This is a genomic window from Lentzea sp. NPDC102401 (assembly GCF_044765805.1).
Classification (GTDB): Bacteria; Actinomycetota; Actinomycetes; order Mycobacteriales; family Pseudonocardiaceae; genus Lentzea; species Lentzea sokolovensis.
Genome location: NZ_JBIWKS010000009.1, coordinates 12,416 through 32,891, shown reverse-complemented (window position 1 = coordinate 32,891; position 20,476 = coordinate 12,416). Strand labels below are relative to the sequence as shown.

20 protein-coding genes are annotated in these 20,476 nt (G+C 69.8%); 15 read left to right on the top strand and 5 right to left on the bottom strand.

Going from position 1 to position 20,476, the window contains the following annotated elements; genetic code table 11:
• Position 1: 1 nt before the first annotated feature.
• The 11 genes from ACIRG5_RS28575 to ACIRG5_RS28525 all read left to right on the top strand — a co-directional run bounded on the left by ACIRG5_RS28575 (position 2) and on the right by ACIRG5_RS28525 (position 10,959).
• A complete protein-coding gene (locus tag ACIRG5_RS28575; protein WP_402910029.1) occupies positions 2-478 on the top strand; it encodes a hypothetical protein in 477 nt (158 codons plus the stop codon).
• A 19-nt stretch (positions 479-497) separates the two neighbouring features.
• A complete protein-coding gene (locus tag ACIRG5_RS28570) occupies positions 498-3,314 on the top strand; it encodes an ATP-binding protein (protein ID WP_402910836.1) in 2,817 nt (938 codons plus the stop codon).
• A complete protein-coding gene (locus ACIRG5_RS28565; RefSeq protein ID WP_330270828.1) occupies positions 3,311-5,182 on the top strand; it encodes a hypothetical protein in 1,872 nt (623 codons plus the stop codon). Before ACIRG5_RS28570 ends, ACIRG5_RS28565 begins: the two co-directional genes overlap by 4 nt.
• 29 nt (positions 5,183-5,211) lie before the next feature.
• Positions 5,212-5,814 carry a hypothetical protein gene (locus ACIRG5_RS28560; RefSeq protein ID WP_402910027.1) on the top strand — a complete coding sequence of 201 codons (603 nt, stop codon included), beginning with the start codon at positions 5,212-5,214 and terminating at the stop codon, positions 5,812-5,814.
• Between the two features lie 3 nt (positions 5,815-5,817).
• Entirely contained in the window at positions 5,818-6,822 is a 1,005-nt protein-coding gene (locus ACIRG5_RS28555) for a C40 family peptidase (protein WP_402910025.1), read from the top strand.
• Between the two features lie 75 nt (positions 6,823-6,897).
• Positions 6,898-7,314: a hypothetical protein gene (locus ACIRG5_RS28550; RefSeq protein ID WP_402910022.1), complete on the top strand. Its 417-nt coding sequence runs from the start codon at positions 6,898-6,900 to the stop codon at positions 7,312-7,314.
• A complete protein-coding gene (locus tag ACIRG5_RS28545) occupies positions 7,311-7,505 on the top strand; it encodes a hypothetical protein (RefSeq protein ID WP_090011230.1) in 195 nt (64 codons plus the stop codon). The genes ACIRG5_RS28550 and ACIRG5_RS28545 overlap by 4 nt, the downstream gene beginning before the upstream one ends.
• A gap of 24 nt (positions 7,506-7,529) precedes the next feature.
• The gene (locus ACIRG5_RS28540; RefSeq protein WP_402910019.1) at positions 7,530-8,939 is read left to right on the top strand and encodes an RNB domain-containing ribonuclease; all 1,410 of its coding nucleotides are present in this window, start codon (positions 7,530-7,532) and stop codon (positions 8,937-8,939) included.
• Positions 8,940-9,056: 117 nt separating this feature from the next.
• Positions 9,057-9,722: an NADPH-dependent F420 reductase gene (gene npdG / locus ACIRG5_RS28535; RefSeq protein WP_402910017.1), complete on the top strand. Its 666-nt coding sequence runs from the start codon at positions 9,057-9,059 to the stop codon at positions 9,720-9,722.
• Entirely contained in the window at positions 9,722-10,483 is a 762-nt protein-coding gene (locus ACIRG5_RS28530) for a helical backbone metal receptor (RefSeq protein ID WP_402910015.1), read from the top strand. Before npdG ends, ACIRG5_RS28530 begins: the two co-directional genes overlap by 1 nt.
• Positions 10,484-10,533: 50 nt before the next feature.
• Complete coding sequence (locus tag ACIRG5_RS28525; RefSeq protein ID WP_402910012.1) at positions 10,534-10,959, top strand: RICIN domain-containing protein; 426 nt, start codon at positions 10,534-10,536, stop codon at positions 10,957-10,959.
• Here ACIRG5_RS28525 and pip read toward each other — a convergent pair.
• A complete protein-coding gene (gene pip, locus ACIRG5_RS28520) occupies positions 10,956-11,897 on the bottom strand; it encodes a prolyl aminopeptidase (protein WP_402910010.1) in 942 nt (313 codons plus the stop codon). The two genes, ACIRG5_RS28525 and pip, sit on opposite strands and share 4 nt — an antisense overlap.
• Positions 11,898-11,915: 18 nt before the next feature.
• On the opposite strand from pip, the gene ACIRG5_RS28515 reads away from it, so the two are divergent.
• Positions 11,916-12,773: a glutathione S-transferase family protein gene (locus tag ACIRG5_RS28515; RefSeq protein WP_402910008.1), complete on the top strand. Its 858-nt coding sequence runs from the start codon at positions 11,916-11,918 to the stop codon at positions 12,771-12,773.
• 10 nt (positions 12,774-12,783) lie between these two features.
• On the opposite strand, the gene panB is transcribed toward ACIRG5_RS28515, so the two are convergent.
• Positions 12,784-13,638, bottom strand: coding sequence for a 3-methyl-2-oxobutanoate hydroxymethyltransferase (panB, locus tag ACIRG5_RS28510; protein WP_319980072.1), 855 nt, complete (start codon positions 13,636-13,638; stop codon positions 12,784-12,786).
• 125 nt (positions 13,639-13,763) lie between these two features.
• On the opposite strand from panB, the gene ACIRG5_RS28505 reads away from it, so the two are divergent.
• Positions 13,764-14,126: a VOC family protein gene (locus tag ACIRG5_RS28505; RefSeq protein ID WP_402910005.1), complete on the top strand. Its 363-nt coding sequence runs from the start codon at positions 13,764-13,766 to the stop codon at positions 14,124-14,126.
• Here the strand turns inward: ACIRG5_RS28505 and ACIRG5_RS28500 are convergent.
• Entirely contained in the window at positions 14,104-14,943 is an 840-nt protein-coding gene (locus ACIRG5_RS28500; RefSeq protein WP_402910003.1) for an alpha/beta fold hydrolase, read from the bottom strand. The genes ACIRG5_RS28505 and ACIRG5_RS28500 overlap by 23 nt on opposite strands.
• Here ACIRG5_RS28500 and lysX point away from each other — a divergent pair.
• Together lysX and ACIRG5_RS28490 are read left to right on the top strand one after the other, a co-directional pair.
• The gene (gene lysX / locus ACIRG5_RS28495) at positions 14,905-18,207 is read left to right on the top strand and encodes a bifunctional lysylphosphatidylglycerol synthetase/lysine--tRNA ligase LysX (RefSeq protein ID WP_402910000.1); all 3,303 of its coding nucleotides are present in this window, start codon (positions 14,905-14,907) and stop codon (positions 18,205-18,207) included. The two genes, ACIRG5_RS28500 and lysX, sit on opposite strands and share 39 nt — an antisense overlap.
• A 25-nt stretch (positions 18,208-18,232) precedes the next feature.
• The gene (locus tag ACIRG5_RS28490; RefSeq protein ID WP_402909998.1) at positions 18,233-18,601 is read left to right on the top strand and encodes a VOC family protein; all 369 of its coding nucleotides are present in this window, start codon (positions 18,233-18,235) and stop codon (positions 18,599-18,601) included.
• A 6-nt stretch (positions 18,602-18,607) separates the two neighbouring features.
• Here the strand turns inward: ACIRG5_RS28490 and ACIRG5_RS28485 are convergent, their stop codons facing one another.
• Both ACIRG5_RS28485 and ACIRG5_RS28480 read right to left on the bottom strand, forming a co-directional pair.
• Entirely contained in the window at positions 18,608-19,258 is a 651-nt protein-coding gene (locus ACIRG5_RS28485; protein ID WP_360037315.1) for a response regulator transcription factor, read from the bottom strand.
• A gap of 2 nt (positions 19,259-19,260) precedes the next feature.
• Positions 19,261-20,451, bottom strand: a complete 1,191-nt coding sequence (locus ACIRG5_RS28480) for a sensor histidine kinase (protein ID WP_402909995.1) — start codon at positions 20,449-20,451, stop codon at positions 19,261-19,263.
• Between the last annotated feature and the right edge of the window lie 25 nt (positions 20,452-20,476).

Sequence of the window (20,476 nt, the reverse complement as noted above, 5' to 3'; positions counted from 1 at the left end):
CGTGCGGGTCCGCACTGACGACGAGGTCTACCGGGTCGACGCCGTCTGGCTCGGTCCGCCCAAAGCGACTTTTCCCTGGCGCGCGCGATACGTCGCGTGGGGCGTCGGAATCGTCGTTTTCCTCGTCGTACTCACGATCGAACGGCAGATGGGCGTCGGGTTCGGGTTCTTCTCGACCGCGTGGGCCCTCGTCGCGACGATCATCCTCACCCGTTTCATCACCCAGCGGATCAGCCATGAACGGCCCCTCACGGCCGTCATGTCGATGTGGGTCCGCGAGCTGACGGCACCTCGAGAGCGCACGGCAAGCACCGGCGGAGCGGCCAGTGCCGCCCGGATCCGGGTCAGTCCGCAGCGGCCTCGTCCCAAGTTGAGCAGGAAACAACAACGACGGGCGAGACAGCAGGCCCAGCCCCGCCGGACGTCAGACAGCCGTAAGAAGGAGGTTCGCGGTGTTCGGACGCCGGCGAGACCGTGACCGTCGCTCCGCCCAGCACATCGCCCAGCACGCCGCCGCGGACCCGCGCGAGCGCGACAGGGCAGCGTATTCCAAGCGCGGCCGCCGCCTGCCCGGCGAGCAGTCCGTGCCGAGCTACACACCGTCGATCGCGGCCCGCAGCATCGACGGTCACCTGCTGCGCACCGGCCAGGAGGTCTACGCCTGGTACCGGCTCGCGCCGCAGCGCTGGTCGTTCCGCAGCGACTCGCAGCGTCAGGACCTGATCGCGGCCATCGCGGGCCAGTACGCCGAACTGCAGGGCCGCTGGATGCATCTGCGGGTCACGACGCGGCCGTACCCCATCCGCATGTGGGCGGAGGCGCACGTGCACAACGCCGTCAAGCGCCTGCCGGACACTCCCGGCACGCTGTCGTTCGACGACTACATGGTCGGCGAGCAGCAGCAGCTCATGGGCCGCTCGATGGCGGAGAAAGAGGTCTACCTGGGCGTTCAGGTGCAGACCCGCAACATGATGGACCGCGCGGTCGAACGCGCGGCCCCCGTGCTGCGCAAGGTCTTCCCGGACGCCGTCGACGCCGAACTGGTGGCGCTCGACTCCGAGGTCGAGCACCTCGACCAGGTGATCGGGTCCGCGGGTCTCGAAGGCCGTCCCGCGACGGCCGAGGAGATGTCCTGGCTGATGCACCGGTCGTGCTCGCTGGGCCTGCCCGCGCCGCGCAACCTGCCCGCCGTGCCCGGCGCCGCGTGGGAGCCGGAGGACCTGGCGTCCTTCACCGACGCTGCGGACTTCCACCAGGAGCCGTACTCACCGACGGTGACCGTGCGCGGCCGCACCGGCTCGAACGCGGGCATCAAGCGGCACGTCTGCGTGCTGACGGTCGGGCTGATGCACGGCCTGCAGATCCCCGAGGTCGACGACCCGTGGGTGCAGCGCGCCGACCGGCTGCCCGCCTCCGTCGAGTGGTCCGCGCGTATTTACGTGCGCAAGCCCGAAGAGGTGTCGGGCGAGCTGTCGCGGCAGATGAGCAAGGTCCGCTCGCAGGTCCGGCACTACACCGACGAGCACGAGCTGGAACCGCCGCAGTCGCTGGCCCGCCAGGCCGGCCGCGTGCTGGAGATCGACGACGAGATGACGTCGGGCTTCACCGCGCTGGGCACCCGGGTGCGCTCGTGGTGGCGTCTTGCGGTCTCCGGTCCGACCGAGCGCGAGGCACTGCGGCTCGCCCAGTCGTTGCTGGAGCTGTACAAGCCGAAGGTCTCGATCGACCACCCCGAGGCCCAGTACGCGATCGCCCGCGAGTTCATTCCGGGCGAGCCGCTGTCCAACGGCGCGTACCTGCGCCGAGGCAGCGTGTTGTGGGCCGCGTCCGCCGTCCCGACCGCGACGGCCGAGGTCGGTGACCGCCGCGGAATCCTGCTCGGCGAGACCGTCACGGCCACCCGCCGCCCGGTCGCGTGGGACCCGTGGATGGCGCAGGAGCTCCGTGACGCCTCTGGTCTGACGGCGATGGTCGCGGGCCTGGGCGCCGGCAAGTCGTTCCTCGGCGGCGGCATGGTCTACAAGACCCTGCGGGCCGGCGCGCACTGGACGTTGCTCGACCCGTCCGGTCCGCTGTCCGCGCTGTGCGAACTGCCGGAGTTGCGGCCCTACGCGCGGCCGATCAACCTGCTCAACGCCCAGCCGGGGATTCTGAACCCGTACCGGGTGGTCGCCGAGCCGATGCTCGACCACTTCCTCGACGAGGAGGACCCGGAACGGGCCTGGCGCCGGGAGAAGGCCCTCGCGGCCGCGACCCGCCGTCGTCTCGTGCTGGACGTGCTCACCGGGCTGCTGCCCTACGAGGTCGCCCGGCTGCCCCAGACGCGCATCACACTGCTGCGTGCGGTCCGCACGGTCGGTGGCCGGTTCGACGCCCACCCCGGTCTCGTCTTCGAGGCGCTGCGCCGGGACGCGTCCGAGCACCACGAGCACGCCGTCGTCGTCGCGGACTTCCTCGACGAGATGCGCGAGCGCATGTCGTTGCTGATCCCCGAGGAGAACCACGACCCGTACAACGAGGTGCGCGACGACCGCCTCACCGTCCTGACGATGGCGGGCCTGAACCTGCCGAAGGACGGCGTCGGCCGCGAGCACTGGACGGACGCGGAGTCGCTCGGCGTCGAGATGCTGAACCTCGCAGCCTGGCTCACCCAGCGCTCGATCTACGAGAAGCCGAAGGACCAGCGCAAGGGCGTCTGGATCGACGAGGCGTTCTTCCTCTCCGAGGTCCCGACCGGTCGCGTGCTGATGAACCGCTTCGCGCGTGACTCGCGAAAGTGGAACGTCCGCGTGCTGCTGTCGTCGCAGATCCCCGCCGACTTCCTGAAGATCCAGGGCTTCGTGACGCTGCTCGACTCGGTCTTCGTCGGCCGGCTCGACGACGACTCGGCGCAGGCGGACGCGCTGCGGCTGCTCAAGGTGCCGATCGGCGCCGGGTACGAGCAGGTCGTCGCCTCGCTCGGCCGCCGCCCCGGTGGCGAGCGCAACGCGACCGAACGCGACCGCGCGCCCCGTCAGTTCATCTTCGGCGACGGCGCCGGTGGCGTGGAGCGGATCCGCATCGACTTCAGCGGCCCGCACCTGGAGCACCTGCGCAACGCCCTCGACACGACCCCCGATGCCAAGCGCGACAACGGCAAGGGCGAGCTCGTGCCGGCGGACGATCCCGACGCGGCCCCGAAGCCGCCCGCCTACGTGCCCGACGAGATCGACGACGAACTGGCGGCGGACATGGAACTAGGACTGACGGAGGAAGAGGCCCAGCTGGTGGCCCACGGTGACGGCACCAACCGCCACCGGGACGGCGGCGCATGACGGCGCTGACGATCGTGCTCGCGATCGCCGCCTTGCTCTGGGCAAGGCGGCGGTTCGCGCTGCGCGCGTCAGCACGGACGAGGTCGGTCGGCCTCGTCGCGGCGATCCTGGCCTTGCAGGTCGTCATGGGTGCCCCGATGGCGCACGCCCAAACCTGTGGCGAGGCACCGAACCCGGAACGTCCCGGCGCCGGCATGGTCGGCGCGCTCGACCCGCCCGTCGGCAACGGCCTGCCCGGCTCGCCGTACCTCGAGTACGGCTACGCGGGCATGGTCTGGCACAACTACAACGCCAAGTGCAACGTCCTGCCCGACGCCAACGCCACGCTCGACACGTGGGCGGGCAACGAGCTGTTCAGCATCGGCAAGAACATCGTCGGCGCCACGAACGCGTTGCACTACACCGTGATGGGCCGCGGTCTGCTGGTCCCGCTGGACGACGCCGTGAAGAACGGCGTGCAGAAGGTCTACGACAACGTCTACCTGCGCTGGTTCGGCCTGGTGGCGCTGCTCCTCGCGATCCTGATGTTCCGGCAGATCTGGACCGGCGACTTCGCCGCGATCTCCAAACGCGGGCTCTGGGCGCTGGCGGCCATGTGGCTGGCGACGTCCACACTGGCCTTGCCGCAGTTCTACAACCTCCTCGACAACACGCTGGTCTCGAAGACTTCGGAGATCCAGGCGGGGTTCATCGAGGCGCCTGAGGAACAAGGCACGCTCCACGTCCTGCCGACGAAACTGCACGACGCCGTCGTCTATCAAAGCTGGCTGCGCGGCGCGTTCGGCACACCCGAGGCGCCACAGGCGGCCGAGTTCGGCCCGCGCATCCTCAAGGCGCAGGCCTGGACCACCGCCGAGATCGCCGAGGGCAAGGACGGCGACCAGGCAGCGCTGGACGCGAAGAAGGCCGAGTGGAAGGCCCTGGAAGCGCAGCTCGGCACCTCCAAGGGTTACTTCGACGGCACCGACGGCAGCCGCACCGGCGCGGGTTTCCTGGCACTGCTGCAGTCCGTCGCGTTCTCGCTGTTCCAGTTGTTCGCGAAGGCCGCGGTGCTGCTGGCCCAGCTGCTGCTGCGCATCCTGACGCTCGCCGGGCCGCTCATCGGCCTGGTCGCGCTGCTGCACCACGACCTGCTGCGCAAGGTCGCCCGCGCCGCCGCCGTGACGGTGTTCAACGTGCTGGTGCTCGCGGTCCTCGCGGGTGTCCACGCGCTGCTGCTGCAGGCGATCTTCAACGCGACCGGGCTCTCGTTGCTGACGCGCACGTTGCTCGGCCTGATGCTGACACTCGTGTGCTTCGTGATCGGCAAACCGTTGCGCCGCATGTGGCAGATGGTCGAGATGTCGGTCGGTTCGGCCAGCAACGTCCTGCCGATGAGCGGTGGCGTCTGGTCGAAGATGATGGGCCGCAAGAAGCAGACCGGCCCGACGCCGCAGGACGAGTTCTGGGAGTCCGTGCGGGACAGCGACGCCGAGGGCGACGCGGCACCGCAGCGCGGCCGCGGCCGGGTCCGTCCGGAGGCCTCGAACCCGGTCATGGCGACGGCCCAGCGGCTCGACCGCGACTCGCAGCCGGGCCAGATCGTCAGCGGCTCCCACGGGAACGGCGTCCGAGCGGGCGCGCTGCCCTCGGGATCGGGTCCGGCGGCGTTGCCCGTCGCCCGGTCGCGCGTGGTGGACAGCCCCACGGTCACCGACAGGCAGTGGGACCGGGTCGACGACGCGGTGCTCGTGCCGTCGCGTTCCGGCGGCGGCTACTCCGCGCCGGCGCAGGAACCGCGAAGGGCCGAGACAGAAGTCGTGGCGGGGCGTCCGGTGCACGTGATCTACCGGCCGTCGCGCGGCTTCGAAGTCCGGGACAACAGCTGACGATGTCTGATTTCTGGGGAGGAGCGTAGATGCCGATCCGTACCAACCGCGGCCGTGCCGCGGTCTACCGCAGGCTGTGGGGCTGGCCGCTGCGTTCCCCGCGGCACCTGGGCGCCTCGATCATCATCTTCGTGGTGCTGGTCGTCACGCTCGGCGTGGTCATCCCCAAGGTGCTCGACCGCAAGGCCACGGACCCGTCCGCGGCCGGTCAGACCTCGGCGTCCTCGTCGGGCACCCAGGTCGGTCAGCTGCCGGGCAGCAGCGGAGTCTCGCTGCCGACCAAGCAGCCGCCGCCCACGAACGCCGCGTCGGCCGCCCCTCCCGCGGCGGACGCGCAGCTGATCGCCGAGCTGTGGGCGGAGAACTGGATCAAGCCGCCGCCGGACAACGACGTCACCAAGTGGCTCGCGCAGCTTCGTCCGTACACGACGGAGGAGTTCCTCGCGCAGATGGCGACGATCGATCCGAAGAACGTGCCGGACAAGATCACCCAGAAGGTCGCGGCCAAGCGGTCGACCGTGTCCTCGGCGGACTTCGAGGTGGGAACGGACACCGGCAAGGTCGTCATCACGTTGATCAAGCTCTCGCCCAGCAACGAGTGGCGGGTCAACGGCTACACGAAGGCGAGTTGACCCATGCGCGTGATGTTGCTGATCGGGGCGCTCGCCGCGATCCTCGTGGTCGCGGTGGCGACGTCGGGCGTGTCGCAGGTGGTCAGCAACTCCACGAACCCCGCGGCCGGCGGGAACATCCTGAAGATGAGCTGCAACGCGGCCATCGGGCCGTGGGACGCGGGTGGCGGCGCCGCCAGGGGGCAGGCCGACGCGGCGCGCCTCAACGAGGAGCAGCGCAACATCGTCGCGCGGATCATCTCCATCGGCCAGGAGCGCAAGCTGCCGCCGCTCGCGTGGCAGATCGCGATCCAGGCGGGCATGACCGAGTCGGGCCTGCGCCCGTTGAACTACGGCGACCGCGACTCGCTCGGCATCTTCCAGATGCGTCCGTCGATGGGCTGGGGCACCCCCGCCGAGGTGATCGACCCGACGTACGCGATCAACAAGTTCTACGACGTGCTGCTGAAGGTGCCGGACTGGGAGAACAAGCGGCCCGGTGACTCGGCGCAGGCGGTGGAGCGCTCGGCGTTCCCCGACCGGTACCACAACTGGGAGTCGATGGGCGCGTTCCTGCTCAGCGAACTGGGCGCGATCAGCGACCCGGCGGGCTGCGGCTCCGGCGCGGGGGAGTTCCTGCTGGCGTCGAACGCGGCGGGCATCGCGATCCAGTTCACCAAGGAGCAACTGGGCGAGCCGTACCTGTGGGGCGGCAACGGCCCGGACGCGTGGGACTGCTCCGGCATCCTGGTGAAGGCCTTCGGCGCGGCCGGTGTGAGCATCCCGCGCGTCGCGAACGACCAGTACGAGAAGGGCGGCGCCCACCTTCCGGTGCGCGACGCCCAAGCCGGTGACTTGATCTTCTGGGCGTACAACACAGCGGACCCGCGCTCGGTGCACCACGTCGGCATGTACCTCGGCAACGACGAGTACATCCACGCCCCCCAGACGGGTGACGTCGTGAAGATCAGCAAGATCAACTGGAATTATCAAGAGTTGATGCCGCTGGCCGTCCGGCCGGGCGTGTAGATCGCGGGGAGGCGCTGCATGTTCAACCACGACCCCATCCCGAGGCCTACCGGACCACCCGCGTCGAGCGCACCAGTGCGTGACCACATGGCGGCCGGTGCTCCGGGAGTCTCTGCCGACTACGTGGTGATCCCGCGTGCGCTGGCCGAGGCGATGCCGTTGCCGTGGCAGCAGCACATGGTGCACCTGCTCGCGGACTTCCACCGGACCTACGGCCACCTGAAGTGGCCGGTCTACCGCGTGGTGCCGTCGCGCTACGAGAAGCTCGCCGATCTCGACGAGGAACAGCTGGCCGAGGTCGGCGCCATCATGGAGATCGACTCCGACGGATCTCTCGTCTACCGGGACCGTTCCGGACGTAAGATCGAGAACGCCGAGGACCGCACGGTGCTGGTCTCGTGTTTGGACCCGATCCCGTCGGAGTACGCCAACGCCAACCAGTCGACGCCGCCGCGGGGATTCCCGGCGCCTTTGGGAGGCGAACGCAGATGAGTGACAGCAGTGGTTGGTACTTCTGCCTGACCCACCAGACCGTGGAGCAGGGCAAGGGCTGCAAGGGCCCTGACCGGATGGGCCCGTACCCGGACGAGGCCACCGCGGCCCGTGCCCTGGAGATCGCCAGGGAACGGACCAGGGCGGCCGACGAGTCCGACAAGAAGTGGCGCGGCGACGACGAGGACTGACCTCGTCGTCCTTAGTCTGTGCGGGTGGCTTCCCTGGTGATCCGCACGGGCCGTGCGGACGTGTCCTTCGACGGCATCCGCACCGAGTTCAGCCTGCCGTCAGCCTTTGACGCGGCCGTGCTCGCCGAGGCAGAGGCGGCGATCTCCCGTTCCGCGGGAGATCGCCCCGACCTCACCTCGCTGCCGCTGGTGACGATCGACCCGCCCGGCGCCAAGGACCTGGACCAGGCGCTGTGCGTGCTGAAGTCCGGTGACGGCTTCGTCGTGCACTACGCGATCGCCGACCTGGGGTTGTTCGTGACGCCCGGCGGCCCGTTGGATCTCGAGGTCCGACGGCGCGGTCAGACCATCTACCTGCCTGACGGCAACGTGCCGCTGCATCCCACCGTGCTCTCCGAGGGCGCGGCCTCTCTCTTGCCTGGCGTCGTGCGACCCGCGGTGCTGTGGACGTTCACCTGCGGGGCCGACGGCGTTCCGACGGCTGTCGAGGTGCGACGGGCGTTGGTGCGGTCCACGGCCCAGTTCGACTACGAGTCGGTGCAGAAGTCGTTCGACGCGGGTGATCCGCACCCGTCCGTGGCGGCGCTGGCCGAGTTCGGGCCGCTGCGGCGCGAGTTGGCCCGTCAGCGCGGCGCGATCGAGCTGCAGCTGCCCGAGCAGGAGATCGAGTCCAACGGGGACGGCTGGAAGCTGGTCACCAGGCCACGGGCCGCGGTGGACTCGTGGAACGCCGAGATCTCGCTGATGACCGGTATGGCGGCCGCGTCGATCATGCTGGAGGCTCGCACAGGCATCCTGCGCACGCTGCCCGACCCGGACCCCGAGGCCGTGGCCTCGCTGCGCAAGGACGCGGCGGCCCTGAAGGTGGACTGGCCCGCGGACCTGTCGCCGGGCGCGTTCCTGGCCGGCCTGGACGCCTCGACGCCGGAGGCGTTGGCGCTGTTCACGGACGCCACGCGGCTGCTGCGCGGCGCGGGCTACTCGGCGTTCAACGGATCCGTTCCCGAGGTCGTCACGCACGCGGGTGTCGCGGCCCCGTACACGCACGTCACCGCACCTCTCCGCCGCCTGGTGGACCGCTTCGCCACCGAGGTGTGCCTGGCGGTCACGGCGGGGCAGGAGCTGCCGTCCTGGCTGGCCGAGGCGTTGCCGCAGCTGCCGTCGCTGATGGGGTCCTCGGACTCGCTGGCGTCGAAGGTGGAGCGGGCGTCGCTGGACCAGGTCGAGGCGTGGGTGCTGGCCGGACGGGTGGGGCAGGAGTTCGACGCCGTGGTGCTGCGGTCCGGCGACAACGACGCCGAGGTGTTCGTGTCCGCTCCGCCGATCCTCGCCAAGTGCACCGGGAAGCACCTGCCGGAGGGCGAGCGGATCCGCGTCCGCCTGGCCGAGGCGGACCCGGTAGAACGCCGGGTGCGCTTCGAGCACGCGCGCTGACCGCACGCGGGGAGCTTTCGTGCGGTAGAAGCGAACGAAAGGTCCCCGCGTGCGGCAGAAGCGGGCGAAGGTCACGTTGGGCAGCCCGCTTCCGGCGGGTCGTGTGAAGATGCAGGGGTGACTGACATTCGTGACCTCACCGTCGGCGTCCTGGGCGGCACCGGAGCCCAGGGCAAGGGCCTCGCCATCCGCTGGGCCAGGGCGGGCCTCAAGGTGATCATCGGTTCCCGCAGCGCAGACCGGGCGGAGCTGGCGGCCAAGGAGATCGTCGAGATCGCCGGCGGCGACGTCCGGGGCGCGGACAACTCCGACTGCGCGGCCGACTCCGACATCGTGCTGGTCGCGGTGCCGTGGGATGGGCACGGGGACCTGCTGGCGTCCCTGCGCGACCAGCTGGCCGGGAAGATCGTCATCGACTGCGTGAACCCGCTCGGCTTCGACAAGCAGGGGCCGTTCGCACTGCCGGTCACCGAGGGCAGCGCGGCCCAGCAGGCCGAGCTCCTGCTGCCGGAGTCCAAGGTCACCGCCGCGTTCCACCACGTGTCCGCCGTGCTGCTGGCCGACCTCGCGGTGTCCGAAGTGGACATGGACGTGCTCGTGCTGGGCGACGACCGCGAGGCCACCGACACCGTGCGGGAACTGGCCGAGCTGGTGCCGGGCTTCCGCGGCGTCTACGGCGGGCGGTTGCGCAACGCGCACCAGGTCGAGGCGTTCACCGCGAACCTCATCGCGATCAACCGCCGGTACAAGACCCACGCCGGCCTGAAGATCACGGGAGTCTGATGCTTCCCGTCGACGACCTCGGTGAGCCGGTCCCGCTCGACCAGCCACGACGTGTGGTCAGTCTGGTGCCGTCGATCACCGAGGCCGTCGCCGTCAGCGTGCCCGGAGCGCTCGTCGGGGCCACGGACTACTGCACCCATCCGTCCGATTTGGACGTTGCGCGGGTCGGCGGCTCGAAGTACCCGGACGTCGACAAGGTCCTGAGCCTGAAACCGGACCTCGTGATCGCCAACTCCGAGGAGAACCGCGCCGAGGACGTGGACCGCCTGCGCGCCAACGGCGTCAACGTCTGGGTGACCGAGGCGCCGAAGACGGTCCCGATGGCCCTGGCCTCGCTCAGGAGGCTCTTCGGGCTCGGCTGGGACCTCGAACCGGAGTGGCTCACGAAGGCCGAAGACCTCTGGCGCGAGACGGCACCGGCGAAGCTCACGGCGTTGATCCCGGTCTGGCGCCGCCCGTGGGTCGTCGTCGGCCGCGATACCTTCGCCACCGATGTGTTGCGCCGCCTGGGAATCGAGAACGTCTACGCCTCCGACGAGGAGCGCTACCCGCGTCCGAGCCTGGAGCAGCTCAACGACAGGCGCCCCGACCTGGTCATCCTGCCCGACGAGCCGTACGCGTTCACCCACGAGGACGGCCCGGAGAGCTTCCCCGGACTGCCGTACGTGCTGGTCAACGGCCGGCACCTGACCTGGTACGGGCCTTCGCTCGTAGAAGCAAAACGTAGTCTTCAGAGGGCACTCGACTACGGCCAGGGTTGACAACCACGGGTGGATTCGCGGAACTCCCGGCGCTGCCAGGATTCTCGGCCATGGGGAAACTAGCCGCGATCATCGCGACAGCCGCCGCCACCGTCACGCTCACCGCCCTCCCGGCCAGCGCCGAACCCGTCGTCGTCTACCAGCTCGCGGGCAGCACCCGCTGCCTCGCCGACACCGGCAGCAACGTCGTTCTGAAGCCGTGCAACGAACTCTCCGACGAGCAGCGCTGGATCGTCCCGATCAGCGGTGGCGTCGACTGGCCGCACAACATGGCCACCGACAAGTGCCTGGCCGCGACCTCGTCCGGTGACGTGCTCGGCCAGGCCTGCACGACGAGCGCCGGCCAGCGCTGGCGCCGCGTCGCGTCAGGTTCCTCGTTCCAGTTCCGCAACGTGGGCACCAACAAGTGCCTCACCGCGCAGGTGACGGTCGCGACCTGCACGACGTCCAGCGCGAAGTGGAACGGTCTGCGTTAGTCCCGGAACCGATCCGTCGCCTCCAGCAAGGCCGCGAGGATGCCGGGCTCGTCGTACGCGTGCCCGGCATCCGGCACCAGCACCAGGTCCGACTCCGGCCACGCCTTGTGCAGGTCCCACGCCGACACCGCGGGCGTCGCGATGTCGTAGCGGCCCTGCACGATCACGCCGGGAATGTCCTTCAGCCGCACGGCGTCCCGGATCAGCTGCCCCTCCTCGAACCACCCGTGGTTCACGAAGTAGTGGTTCTCGATCCGTGCGAACGCCAGCGCGTACTCCGGCACGGCGAACTCCGCCACCAGCTCGGGCCGAGGCAGCAACGTCACCGTCGCACCCTCCCAGGTGCTCCACGCGACCGCCGCCGGCCCGTGCACCTCGGGATCGTCCGAGGCCAGCAGCTTCGCGTACAGCTCGACCGGATCACCCGAGAGACCGGCGAGCGGCTCGCTGAACTTCTCCCACAGATCGGGGAACAGGTTCGCCGCCCCGCCGCGGTAGTACCAGTCCACTTCGGACGAACGCAGCGTGAAGATCCCGCGCAGCACCAGCTCCGACACGCGCGACGGATGCTTCTCGGCGTACGCCAGCGCCAGCGTCGAACCCCAGGACCCGCCGAAGACCTGCCACCGTTCGATTCCCAGCGACGTCCGCAGCTGTTCCATGTCGGCCACGAGGTGCCAGGTCGTGTTCAGCGACAGATCGCCGGACATCGACGCGTGCGGCAGCGAACGCCCGCACCCGCGCTGGTCGAACAGGATGATCCGGTAGGCGGACGGGTCGAAGAGGCGCCGGTGCGACGGCGAGCAGCCGCCGCCGGGGCCACCGTGCAGGAAGACGACGGGCTTGCCGTCCGGGTTGCCGCACTCCTCCCAGAACACCAGGTTGCCGTCACCGGTGTCCAGGTGGCCTGACGTGTGGGGCTCGATCTCCGGGTACATGGGCCTATCGTCGGACACATGGCGCAGTTCTCGCAGGAGACCTCCACCACGGGGGCGTTCGTCCGTCAGCCGAACCGCTTCACCGCGCGGCCGGAGCCAGAGCCAGGCCGCTACCGGCTCGTCGTCAGCCTCGCCTGCCCGTGGGCGCATCGCGCGGTCATCGTCCGCAAGCTCCTCGGCCTCGAAGACGCGATCTCACTGGCCGTCGTCGATCCGATCCGCGACGAGAAGGGCTGGCGTTTCCAGGGCACCGACCCGGTCCTGGGCATCGACTACCTCAAAGAGGCCTACGACAAGGCCGACGGGAACCACGAGGGCCGGGTCACCGTCCCCGCGCTGGTCGACACCACCACCGGCGAGGTCGTCACCAACGACTACCCGCAGATCACCCTGGACTTCAGCCTCAAATGGCGCCCGGAGAGCACCCTCTACCCGGAGCACCTGCGCCAGGAGATCGACGGCTGGATCGAGCCGATCTTCCACCACGTCAACAACGGCGTCTACAAGGCCGGTTTCGCCACATCACAGGAGGCGTACGAGGAGGCCTACACGGCCCTGTTCACCGGCCTGGACCGCATCGAGGAGCACCTGACCGACCACACCTACCTGGTCGGAGAGCAGCTCACCGAGGCCGACATCAGGCTCTGGACCACGCTCGTCCGGTTCGACGCGGTCTACCACGGCCACTTCAAGTGCAATCGGAACAAGCTCACCGAGATGCCGAACCTGTGGGCCTATGCGAAACGCCTCTACGCCCAGTTCGGCGACACGGTCGACTGGGACCACATCAAGCGCCACTACTACGTGACGCACCACGGCATCAATCCGACCGGAATCGTGCCGGCGGGCCCAGACCCGGAGGTCTGGACCCGCTGAGCGACGAAACTCAGTGGAAGGTGTGCTCGGGGCCGGGGAACTGCTGCCCGCGCACCTCGTTGGCGAACTCGGTCGCCGCTCCGAGCATGATGTTGCCGATGTCCGCGTAGCGCTTGACGAACCTGGGCGCCTTGCCGCGGTTCAGGCCCATCATGTCCTGCCACACCAGCACCTGGGCGTCGGTGTCCGGACCGGCGCCGATGCCCACGGTCGGGATGACGAGGTCGTGCGTGATCTGCTTCGCGACCTCGGCGGTCACCATCTCCAGCACGACCGCGAACGCGCCCGCCTCCTGCACGGCCAGCGCGTCCTGCACCACGACGTCGTGGTTGTCGTGACGCCCCTGCACGCGGTAGCCGCCGAGCTGGTGCTCGGACTGCGGGGTGAAGCCGATGTGCGCCATGACCGGGATGCCCGCGGCGGTGATCGCCCGGATGTGCGGCGCGAAGTACGCGCCACCCTCCAGCTTGACCGCGTGTGCCTGGCCTTCCTTCATGAACCGGACGGCCGTCGCGACGGCCTGCTCGACCGACACCTGGTAGGAGCCGAACGGCAGGTCGGCGACGACGAGAGAACGCTTGACCGAACGCGTCACCGCGCGTACCAGCGGCACGAGTTCGTCGACCGTGACCGGCAGCGAGGTCTCGTTCCCGTAGACGGTGTTCGACGCCGAGTCGCCCACCAGCAGGACGGGGATGCCGGCTTCGTCGAAGATCGAGGCGGTGAACGTGTCGTACGAGGTGAGCATGGGCCACGCCTCGCCACGTTCCTTCATCTCACGCAGGTGGTGCACGCGAACCCGCTTGGCCGGGGGCTTCTGGCCCGCTCCGGAGCCGTAGGGCGCGGAAACATCGGCAGTGGTCATCGTCGACCGGTCCTTTCCTCGAGGCCCGCATCAGCGGGTCCCCGGGCGCTTGGTGCACGGTTGCCGAACTCCAGAGTGGCACCGTCAGCCGGAAACGGAACGCAGATGCGGTTACCGTCACACGCGTGGCCGCACGAATCACCGAACTGGTACTCGACTGCACCGATCCCGAACGCCTTGCCGCCTTCTGGGGAGAAGTTCTGGGCTACGAGATCCTCGACCGCGACGACGTGTCGGTGGAGATCGGACCGGAGGACCGGCGCACGACGCTGCTGTTCCTGCGCAACCCCGACCGCAAGCTGCAGAAGCTCCGCCTGCACATCGACGTGCGGGCGACCGACCGCGAGCAGGACGAGGAACTGGAGCGTCTTCTCGCCCTCGGCGCCACGCGTGCCGACATCGGTCAGGGCGAGAACGTGAGCTGGTACACGCTCGCCGACCCGGAGGGCAACGAGTTCTGCCTGCTCAGTGGTCGGGTAGACCCCTGAGCACCTCCCGGACGGCCATGACCACGGCGTCCGGGCGGTCCATCTGAATCATGTGCCGACTGCCGGGCACCGGCACGTTGCGTCCCCACGGCACGAGGGCGGCCAACGACCGGTGCTCCGGCCAGACCTTCCGTCCGGCCGTGAGCACCAGGAACGGCACACGAGGCAACGGCCGGCGCGCCCGCAGTCGTTCGAGCGTCGCCACCTGACCGGGGTACGACGCGAGCTCCCACAACACCGCCCGCCCGACACCGGGCCGCCGGTAGACGAGTTCGACCAGGTCAGAGGGCGCCGGATCGGTCACGCCGAGCGTCGAGACGGCGGTCAGCAGGTTGCGGAACGAGTGCCCGTACCGCCGCGTGAACCGGGCGCCGAGCCAGCGGCTGCCGAACGCCCGCATGCCCTGCGCGACCACCGCCGACAGGTCGAACGGGGCTCCCGCGCCAGGCGCCTCGGCGTCCGGATCGAGCAGGATCACCCCGTCGACCCGGTGCGGCCGCAGTCGCGCGTAGGCCTCGACGTGCATCGACGCCATCGAGTGCCCGACCAGGATCGCCCGCGGCACCCCGCGCAGCACCGCGTCGAGCACCGCCACCTCCCGCGCCAGCGACGGTCCGCGCCGGGCAGGACCGCTCAGCCCCAGACCGGGCCGGTCGAACACGATCACCCGTGCGAGTGGTTCGAGCAGACGGACGGTCCGGTCCCAGTCGAACCAGGCTCCGCCCAGGCCTGAGCTGAGCACCACGACGGGTGCCTCGACACGCCCGGAGGACGCGACATGCACTCGTCCGGCCGAAGACGGAATCATGGCGGTCATCGGCTGACCTCAGGAGATGCAGTGGCACCGGCGTGGAAGTGGAAGACCGCGGGCACGATCGCGACGATCGTGCAGTTGGCCGGGGCGTTGTCGCTGCTCAGAGTGATCCTGCCGGAGGACAGCTGGTTCACCGACGTCGCGGACGGCATCGGGTACTTCTTCGGTCTGCCGATCGACGGCAACCTGTTCATCGCCATGGTGTTCTTCGTCCTCGGCGCCGCCCTGCGCAGGCACAAGCGAGCGGCGCTGTGGACGCTGCTGCTGTTCCAGGTCATGGGCCTGGTGCTGGTCGGCTTCATCATGGTCATCCTGGCCCTGGCGCCTGAAGAAATCCTGGATGAGGGCGAGAAGCCGCACTGGGTGTTTCTCGGTGCCGGCGTCGCCACCTCGCTGGTGTTCGTGGTGTTGCTGTTCGTGGTTCGGGAGGCGTTCCCGGCCCGCGTCGCCCGTGGTGCGTGGCGGCGGGCGCTCGCGTCGTTCGTGCTGGGCATGATCGCGCTGGTCCTCGTCGGCTGGGGACTCGCCGAGATCTTCCCCGGCAAGCTGGTCGAGCAGCTCGACAAGGTCGCGTGGGCGGCGAACCAGGCGACGGGTGAGGTCGTCCGGCTGGGCAGGCTCGACATCCCCGAGGGCCCGCAGTGGCTGAGCGTGCTCCTCGGTCTGGGCGGCACGCTCGTCGCGGCCCGCGCGATGTACATCTTCTTCCGCGGTGTCCGGTCGCAGAGCATGATCACCGCTGAGCAGGAGCTGGACGTGCGCCGGCTGCTGGCGGCGGAGGGCGAGCCCGACTCGCTGGGCTACTTCGCGACCCGGCGCGACAAGAGCGTCGTGTTCGCGGCGTCCGGCCGGGCGGCGCTGACGTACCGGGTGATCGGCGGCGTGACGCTGGCGTCGGCCGACCCGATCGGCGACGAGGAGCACTGGCCGGAGGCCGTGCTGGCGTGGCTGTCCGAGGCACGCACCTACGGCTGGATGCCCGGAGTTCTGGGCGCCTCCGAACGAGGAGCACAGGTCTACTCCGACGCCGGCCTGAAGGCGTTGGAGATCGGCGACGAGGCGATCCTGGACGTCCGCGAGTTCAACCTGGCCGGTCCGGAACGGCGCGGGCTGCGCCAGGCGGTGTCGCGCGTCGAACGGGCCGGGTACACCACGCGGGTCCGCCGCCACAGCGAGATCGCGCCGGACGAGATGGCGTCCATTCTGGACCTGGCGGAGGCCTGGCGCGGTGCCGAGACCGAGCGCGGGTTCTCGATGGCGTTGGGGCGCCTGGGAGATCCGAGCGACGGCCGATGCGTGATGGTCGAGGCCTACGACGAGTCGGGTGCGCTGCGCGGCCTGCTGTCGTTCGTGCCGTGGGGCCGCCGGGGCGTGTCCCTGGACCTGATGCGCCGCGACCGGGCAGCGGAGAACGGCCTCAACGAGTACATGATCGCCCAGCTCGCGGCCGCCGCCGGACACCTCGGCGTGCAACGGATCTCGTTGAACTTCGCGATGTTCCGCGCGGTGTTCGAGGAGGGCGAGAAGATCGGCGCCGGCCCGGTGCTGCGGGCGTGGCGGCGGGTGCTGTCGCTCGCCTCGCGGTTCTTCCAGCTGGAGTCGCTGTACCGCTCGAACGCCAAGTACCTGCCGGAGTGGGAGCCGCGTTTCCTGTGCTACCAGCGCTCCCGTTCGCTGCCGCGGGTCAGCATCGCCGCCGGTGTCGCCGAGGGGTTCGTGCCGTCGCTGCGGTCGTTGCGCAAGCGGGCGTTGCAGAAGACCGACGTGAGCTCCGAGTTCGCGCTGAAGGTCGCCGAGATCGACGCGATCCGGATCGAACCGAAGGCCGTGCGCAGGCCGGAGCAGGTCCGGGTGCGGATCGCGAAGGTCGAGCGGCTCCTGTCCCAGGGCGTCGACCCGTATCCGGTCGGGTTCTCCCGCACGGATCTTCTTGCCGGAGCACGGGAACGCTTCGGCGAGGACGTGTCGGTGACCGGACGCGTGGTGGCGCTGCGGGAGATGGGCAAGCTCTGCTTCGCACGGATCCGGGACTTCAGCGGCGAGATCCAGCTGATGCTGTCCGTCGACACGCTGGGTGACGCGCTGACGTCGTGGAAGTCGGACGTCGACCTGGGCGACCACGTCGGCGTGACCGGCAAGGTGATCAAGTCCGACCACGGCGAGATCTCCGTGCTGGCCTCCTCGTGGACGATGACCGCGAAGTGCCTGCACCCGTTGCCGGACAAGCGGAAGGGCTTCACCGACCCGGAGGCTCGCGTCCGTCAGCGCTATCTCGACCTGGTGGTGAACCAGGACTCGGCGCACCTGCTGAAGCTGCGCAGCGACGTCATCCGCAGCGTGCGGGAGTTCCTGCACGCGCAGGAGTACCTCGAGGTCGAGACGCCGATGCTGCAGGCCGTGCACGGCGGCGCGAACGCACGGCCGTTCGTGACGCACATCAACGCCTACGACATGCGGATGTACCTGCGGATCGCGCCGGAGCTGTACCTGAAACGGCTGTGCGTCGCGGGCGTGGACCGGGTGTTCGAGCTGAACCGCAACTTCCGCAACGAGGGCGCGGACGCCACCCACAACCCCGAGTTCACGATGCTGGAGGCCTACCAGTCCTATGCGGACTACCGGGTCATGCTCGACCTGGTCCGCACGCTGATCCAGCACGCGGCGCGCGAGGCGTTCGGTTCCGAGGTGGCGCACCGGCCCGACGGCACGTTCGACCTGTCGGGACAGTGGCCGGTGATTCCGGTCTACACAGCGGTTTCCTCGGCCCTGGACGCCTCGATCACCCCGGACACGTCGGTCTCGGAGCTGCGGTCACTGCTGTCCGCGCGAAATGTGGAGATCAACGACGACTGGGACCACGGCCAGCTGGTGCAGGAGGCGTACGACTCGTTCGTGGAGGCCTCCACCGTCGGCCCGACCTTCTACATCGACTTCCCGACGTCGGTGTCGCCGCTGACCCGGCAGCACCGCGTCGACCCGCGCCTGGCCGAGCGGTGGGACCTCGTCGCGTTCGGCGCGGAGATCGGCACCGCCTACTCGGAGCTCACCGATCCCCTGGAGCAGCGGCGCCGGCTGGAGGCGCAGTCGTTGAAGGCCGCGTCCGGTGACGTCGAGGCGATGGAGCTGGACGAGGACTTCCTGCGGGCGCTGGAGCACGGCATGCCGCCGACCGGTGGGCTCGGCATGGGCGTGGACCGGTTGCTGATGATGCTGACCGGCACGTCGATCCGGCAGACCGTGCTCTTCCCGTTCGTCCGGCCGACCTGACGCGGGGGTGCCATCATCGGGCGCCATGATCGGACGACGGCACCACGTGGTTCTCGACTGTCCCGACCCCGCCGCTCTCGCCGCGTTCTACTCGGCGCTGCTCGGGCAGCCCATCACCTACCGCGGCGACGACTGGGTGGTGGTGGCGGACGACGACACGACCTCCGGCCTGGCGTTTCAGCGGGCCCCCGGTCACCGGCCGCCCACCTGGCCGGATCCGGCCGTGCCGCAGCAGTTCCACCTCGACGTCATGGTCGAGGACCCGGCGGACGCCGGGCCTCGCGTGGTGGCGCTGGGCGCGACCGGTCTCGGCGGTGACGTCTACGCAGACCCGGCGGGGCACCCGTTCTGCCTCGTGCGCCGTCCGGCCTGGGCGCCACCCCTGCCGCGGTGATCCGGCTCAGTGATCGAGGTACGCGAGGACCGCTTGGACGCGTCGGTCGCCCGTGCCGTCCTCGCTGTTGAGGCCGAGCTTCAGGAAGACGTTGCCGATGTGCTTGTGCACGGCTCCCGCGCTGAGAACGAGCTTCTCGCCGATGGCGGCGTTCGACAGCCCTTCCGCCATCAGGCCGAGGACCTCGCGCTCTCGCGGTGACAGCACGCTGAGCGCGTCGTCCGCCTTGCGCCGCACCAGAAGCTGCGACACGACCTCGGGGTCGAGCGCCGTGCCGCCGTTCGCGACGCGGTGCAGCGAGTCGAGGAAGTCCGCGACCTTGCCGACGCGTTCCTTGAGCAGGTAGCCGACACCGCCGCCTCCCGCACCGGCGAGCAGTTCGTGCGCGTAGCTCTGCTCGACCCAGGCGGACAGGACCAGCACCGCCAGCTTCGGGTGCCGGCGCCGTGCTTCGACCGCGGCCCGCAGGCCTTCGTCGGTGAACGTCGGCGGCATCCGCACGTCGACCACGGCGATGTCCGGCTCGTGCTCGGCCACGGCCTTCAGAAAATCGTCCGGGTTGTCCGCGGCCGCGGCCACGTCCAGCCCTTCGTTGCGCAACAACAACGTGAGCCCCTCGCGGAGCAACGCGTCGTCTTCGGCGATCACGATGCGCACGGTCACCTCCCCACCGGCAGCACGACGGTGAGCACAGTGGGCCCACCCTCGGGACTGCTCATGTCCGCGCTGCCGTCCAGCGCCGCCACCCTGCCACGAATGCCTTCCAAGCCCGTCCCCTGCTTCTCGTCCGCGCCACCCTTGCCGTCGTCGTGCACGAGAACGGTGAGCTGGTCGTTCTCCACGCCCAGACTGACCCAGGCGTGCCTGGCGCCACTGTGCTTGGCCACGTTCGTGAGAGCCTCGGCCACCGCGAAGTAAGCGGCAGCCTCCACCGCCGCGGGCAACCGCCCGAGATGCTCGGCGGTGAGCACGCACGGCACCGGACACCGCGCCGCCAACGCCTGGATCGCCCCGTCCAGCCCCAGATCTTCCAGCACCGGCGGATGAATGCTCCGCACGACGTTCCGCAGCTCCTCCAACGCGTCGCCCGCCGCGTCCTGCGCCCTAAGCAGGGCCTGCGCCGCGTTGTCCGGGTTCTGCTTGAGCGTCCGCTCCGCGATCCCGAGCATCATGACCACGCCGACCAGCTTGTTCTGCGTCCCGTCGTGCAGGTTCCGCTCGATCCGCCGCAGCTCCGCCCCGTGCGCCTGCAACGCGGCGGCCCGCGTGGCGACGACCTCGGCCAGCCGCTTCTCCAGCGACGCCTTCGGCGGCGCGAGCAGCTTCCGCGCCCACCGCGCGTCCAGTGCGGCCAGCCGCGGCAACTGCGTCAGGATCAGCGCGAGCACGATCGCGATCGGCACGCTCAGCAGCGCCTTCGCCCACGAGTCGACGTGCAGCCCGAACGAGTTCTCCATCCCGCCGGGCACCACCCACCAGAGCAACGCCGCCGCCGGCTGCTGCACCAGCGCGCCGAAGATCCCGATGGCGACCGCCCCGAACACCGTGCCGAGGAAGGCGTGCACGCCCAGCCACATCCCGTCGCGCCGGCTGTCCGGATCGGCCAGCACCCGCTGCGCCCGGTGCAACCACGGCCCGTCGAGCGGCGGCGGCGACGGCACGTCGACGCCGGTGAACCGCGCGAGCCGCAGCCGGTCGAGGTCCACGATCCGGCGGATCCACGGCGCGGTGACCGGCAGCAACGGCAGCACGACCACGGACAGCAGCAGGACGCCGATGGCGAGCCACGCCGCGATGGCCGTCAACAGGCCGCTCGCGAGGTAGACCAGCGCCGCCCAAATCCGTTTCATACGGGCAAAGGTAGCGGTCTGACCA

Bases quoted from the DNA above. Each gene is read 5' to 3' on its own strand.
- ACIRG5_RS28565 (WP_330270828.1), top strand. From the start codon at position 3,311: ATGACGGCGCTGACGATCGTGCTCGCGATCGCCGCCTTGCTCTGGGCA.
- ACIRG5_RS28560 (WP_402910027.1), top strand. From the start codon at position 5,212: ATGCCGATCCGTACCAACCGCGGCCGTGCCGCGGTCTACCGCAGGCTG.
- ACIRG5_RS28555 (WP_402910025.1), top strand. From the start codon at position 5,818: ATGCGCGTGATGTTGCTGATCGGGGCGCTCGCCGCGATCCTCGTGGTC.
- ACIRG5_RS28545 (WP_090011230.1), top strand. From the start codon at position 7,311: ATGAGTGACAGCAGTGGTTGGTACTTCTGCCTGACCCACCAGACCGTG.
- ACIRG5_RS28530 (WP_402910015.1), top strand. From the start codon at position 9,722: ATGCTTCCCGTCGACGACCTCGGTGAGCCGGTCCCGCTCGACCAGCCA.
- ACIRG5_RS28525 (WP_402910012.1), top strand. From the start codon at position 10,534: ATGGGGAAACTAGCCGCGATCATCGCGACAGCCGCCGCCACCGTCACG.
- pip (WP_402910010.1), bottom strand. From the start codon at position 11,897: ATGTACCCGGAGATCGAGCCCCACACGTCAGGCCACCTGGACACCGGT.
- ACIRG5_RS28515 (WP_402910008.1), top strand. From the start codon at position 11,916: ATGGCGCAGTTCTCGCAGGAGACCTCCACCACGGGGGCGTTCGTCCGT.
- panB (WP_319980072.1), bottom strand. From the start codon at position 13,638: ATGACCACTGCCGATGTTTCCGCGCCCTACGGCTCCGGAGCGGGCCAG.
- lysX (WP_402910000.1), top strand. From the start codon at position 14,905: ATGCACTCGTCCGGCCGAAGACGGAATCATGGCGGTCATCGGCTGACC.
- ACIRG5_RS28500 (WP_402910003.1), bottom strand. From the start codon at position 14,943: ATGACCGCCATGATTCCGTCTTCGGCCGGACGAGTGCATGTCGCGTCC.
- ACIRG5_RS28490 (WP_402909998.1), top strand. From the start codon at position 18,233: ATGATCGGACGACGGCACCACGTGGTTCTCGACTGTCCCGACCCCGCC.
- ACIRG5_RS28480 (WP_402909995.1), bottom strand. From the start codon at position 20,451: ATGAAACGGATTTGGGCGGCGCTGGTCTACCTCGCGAGCGGCCTGTTG.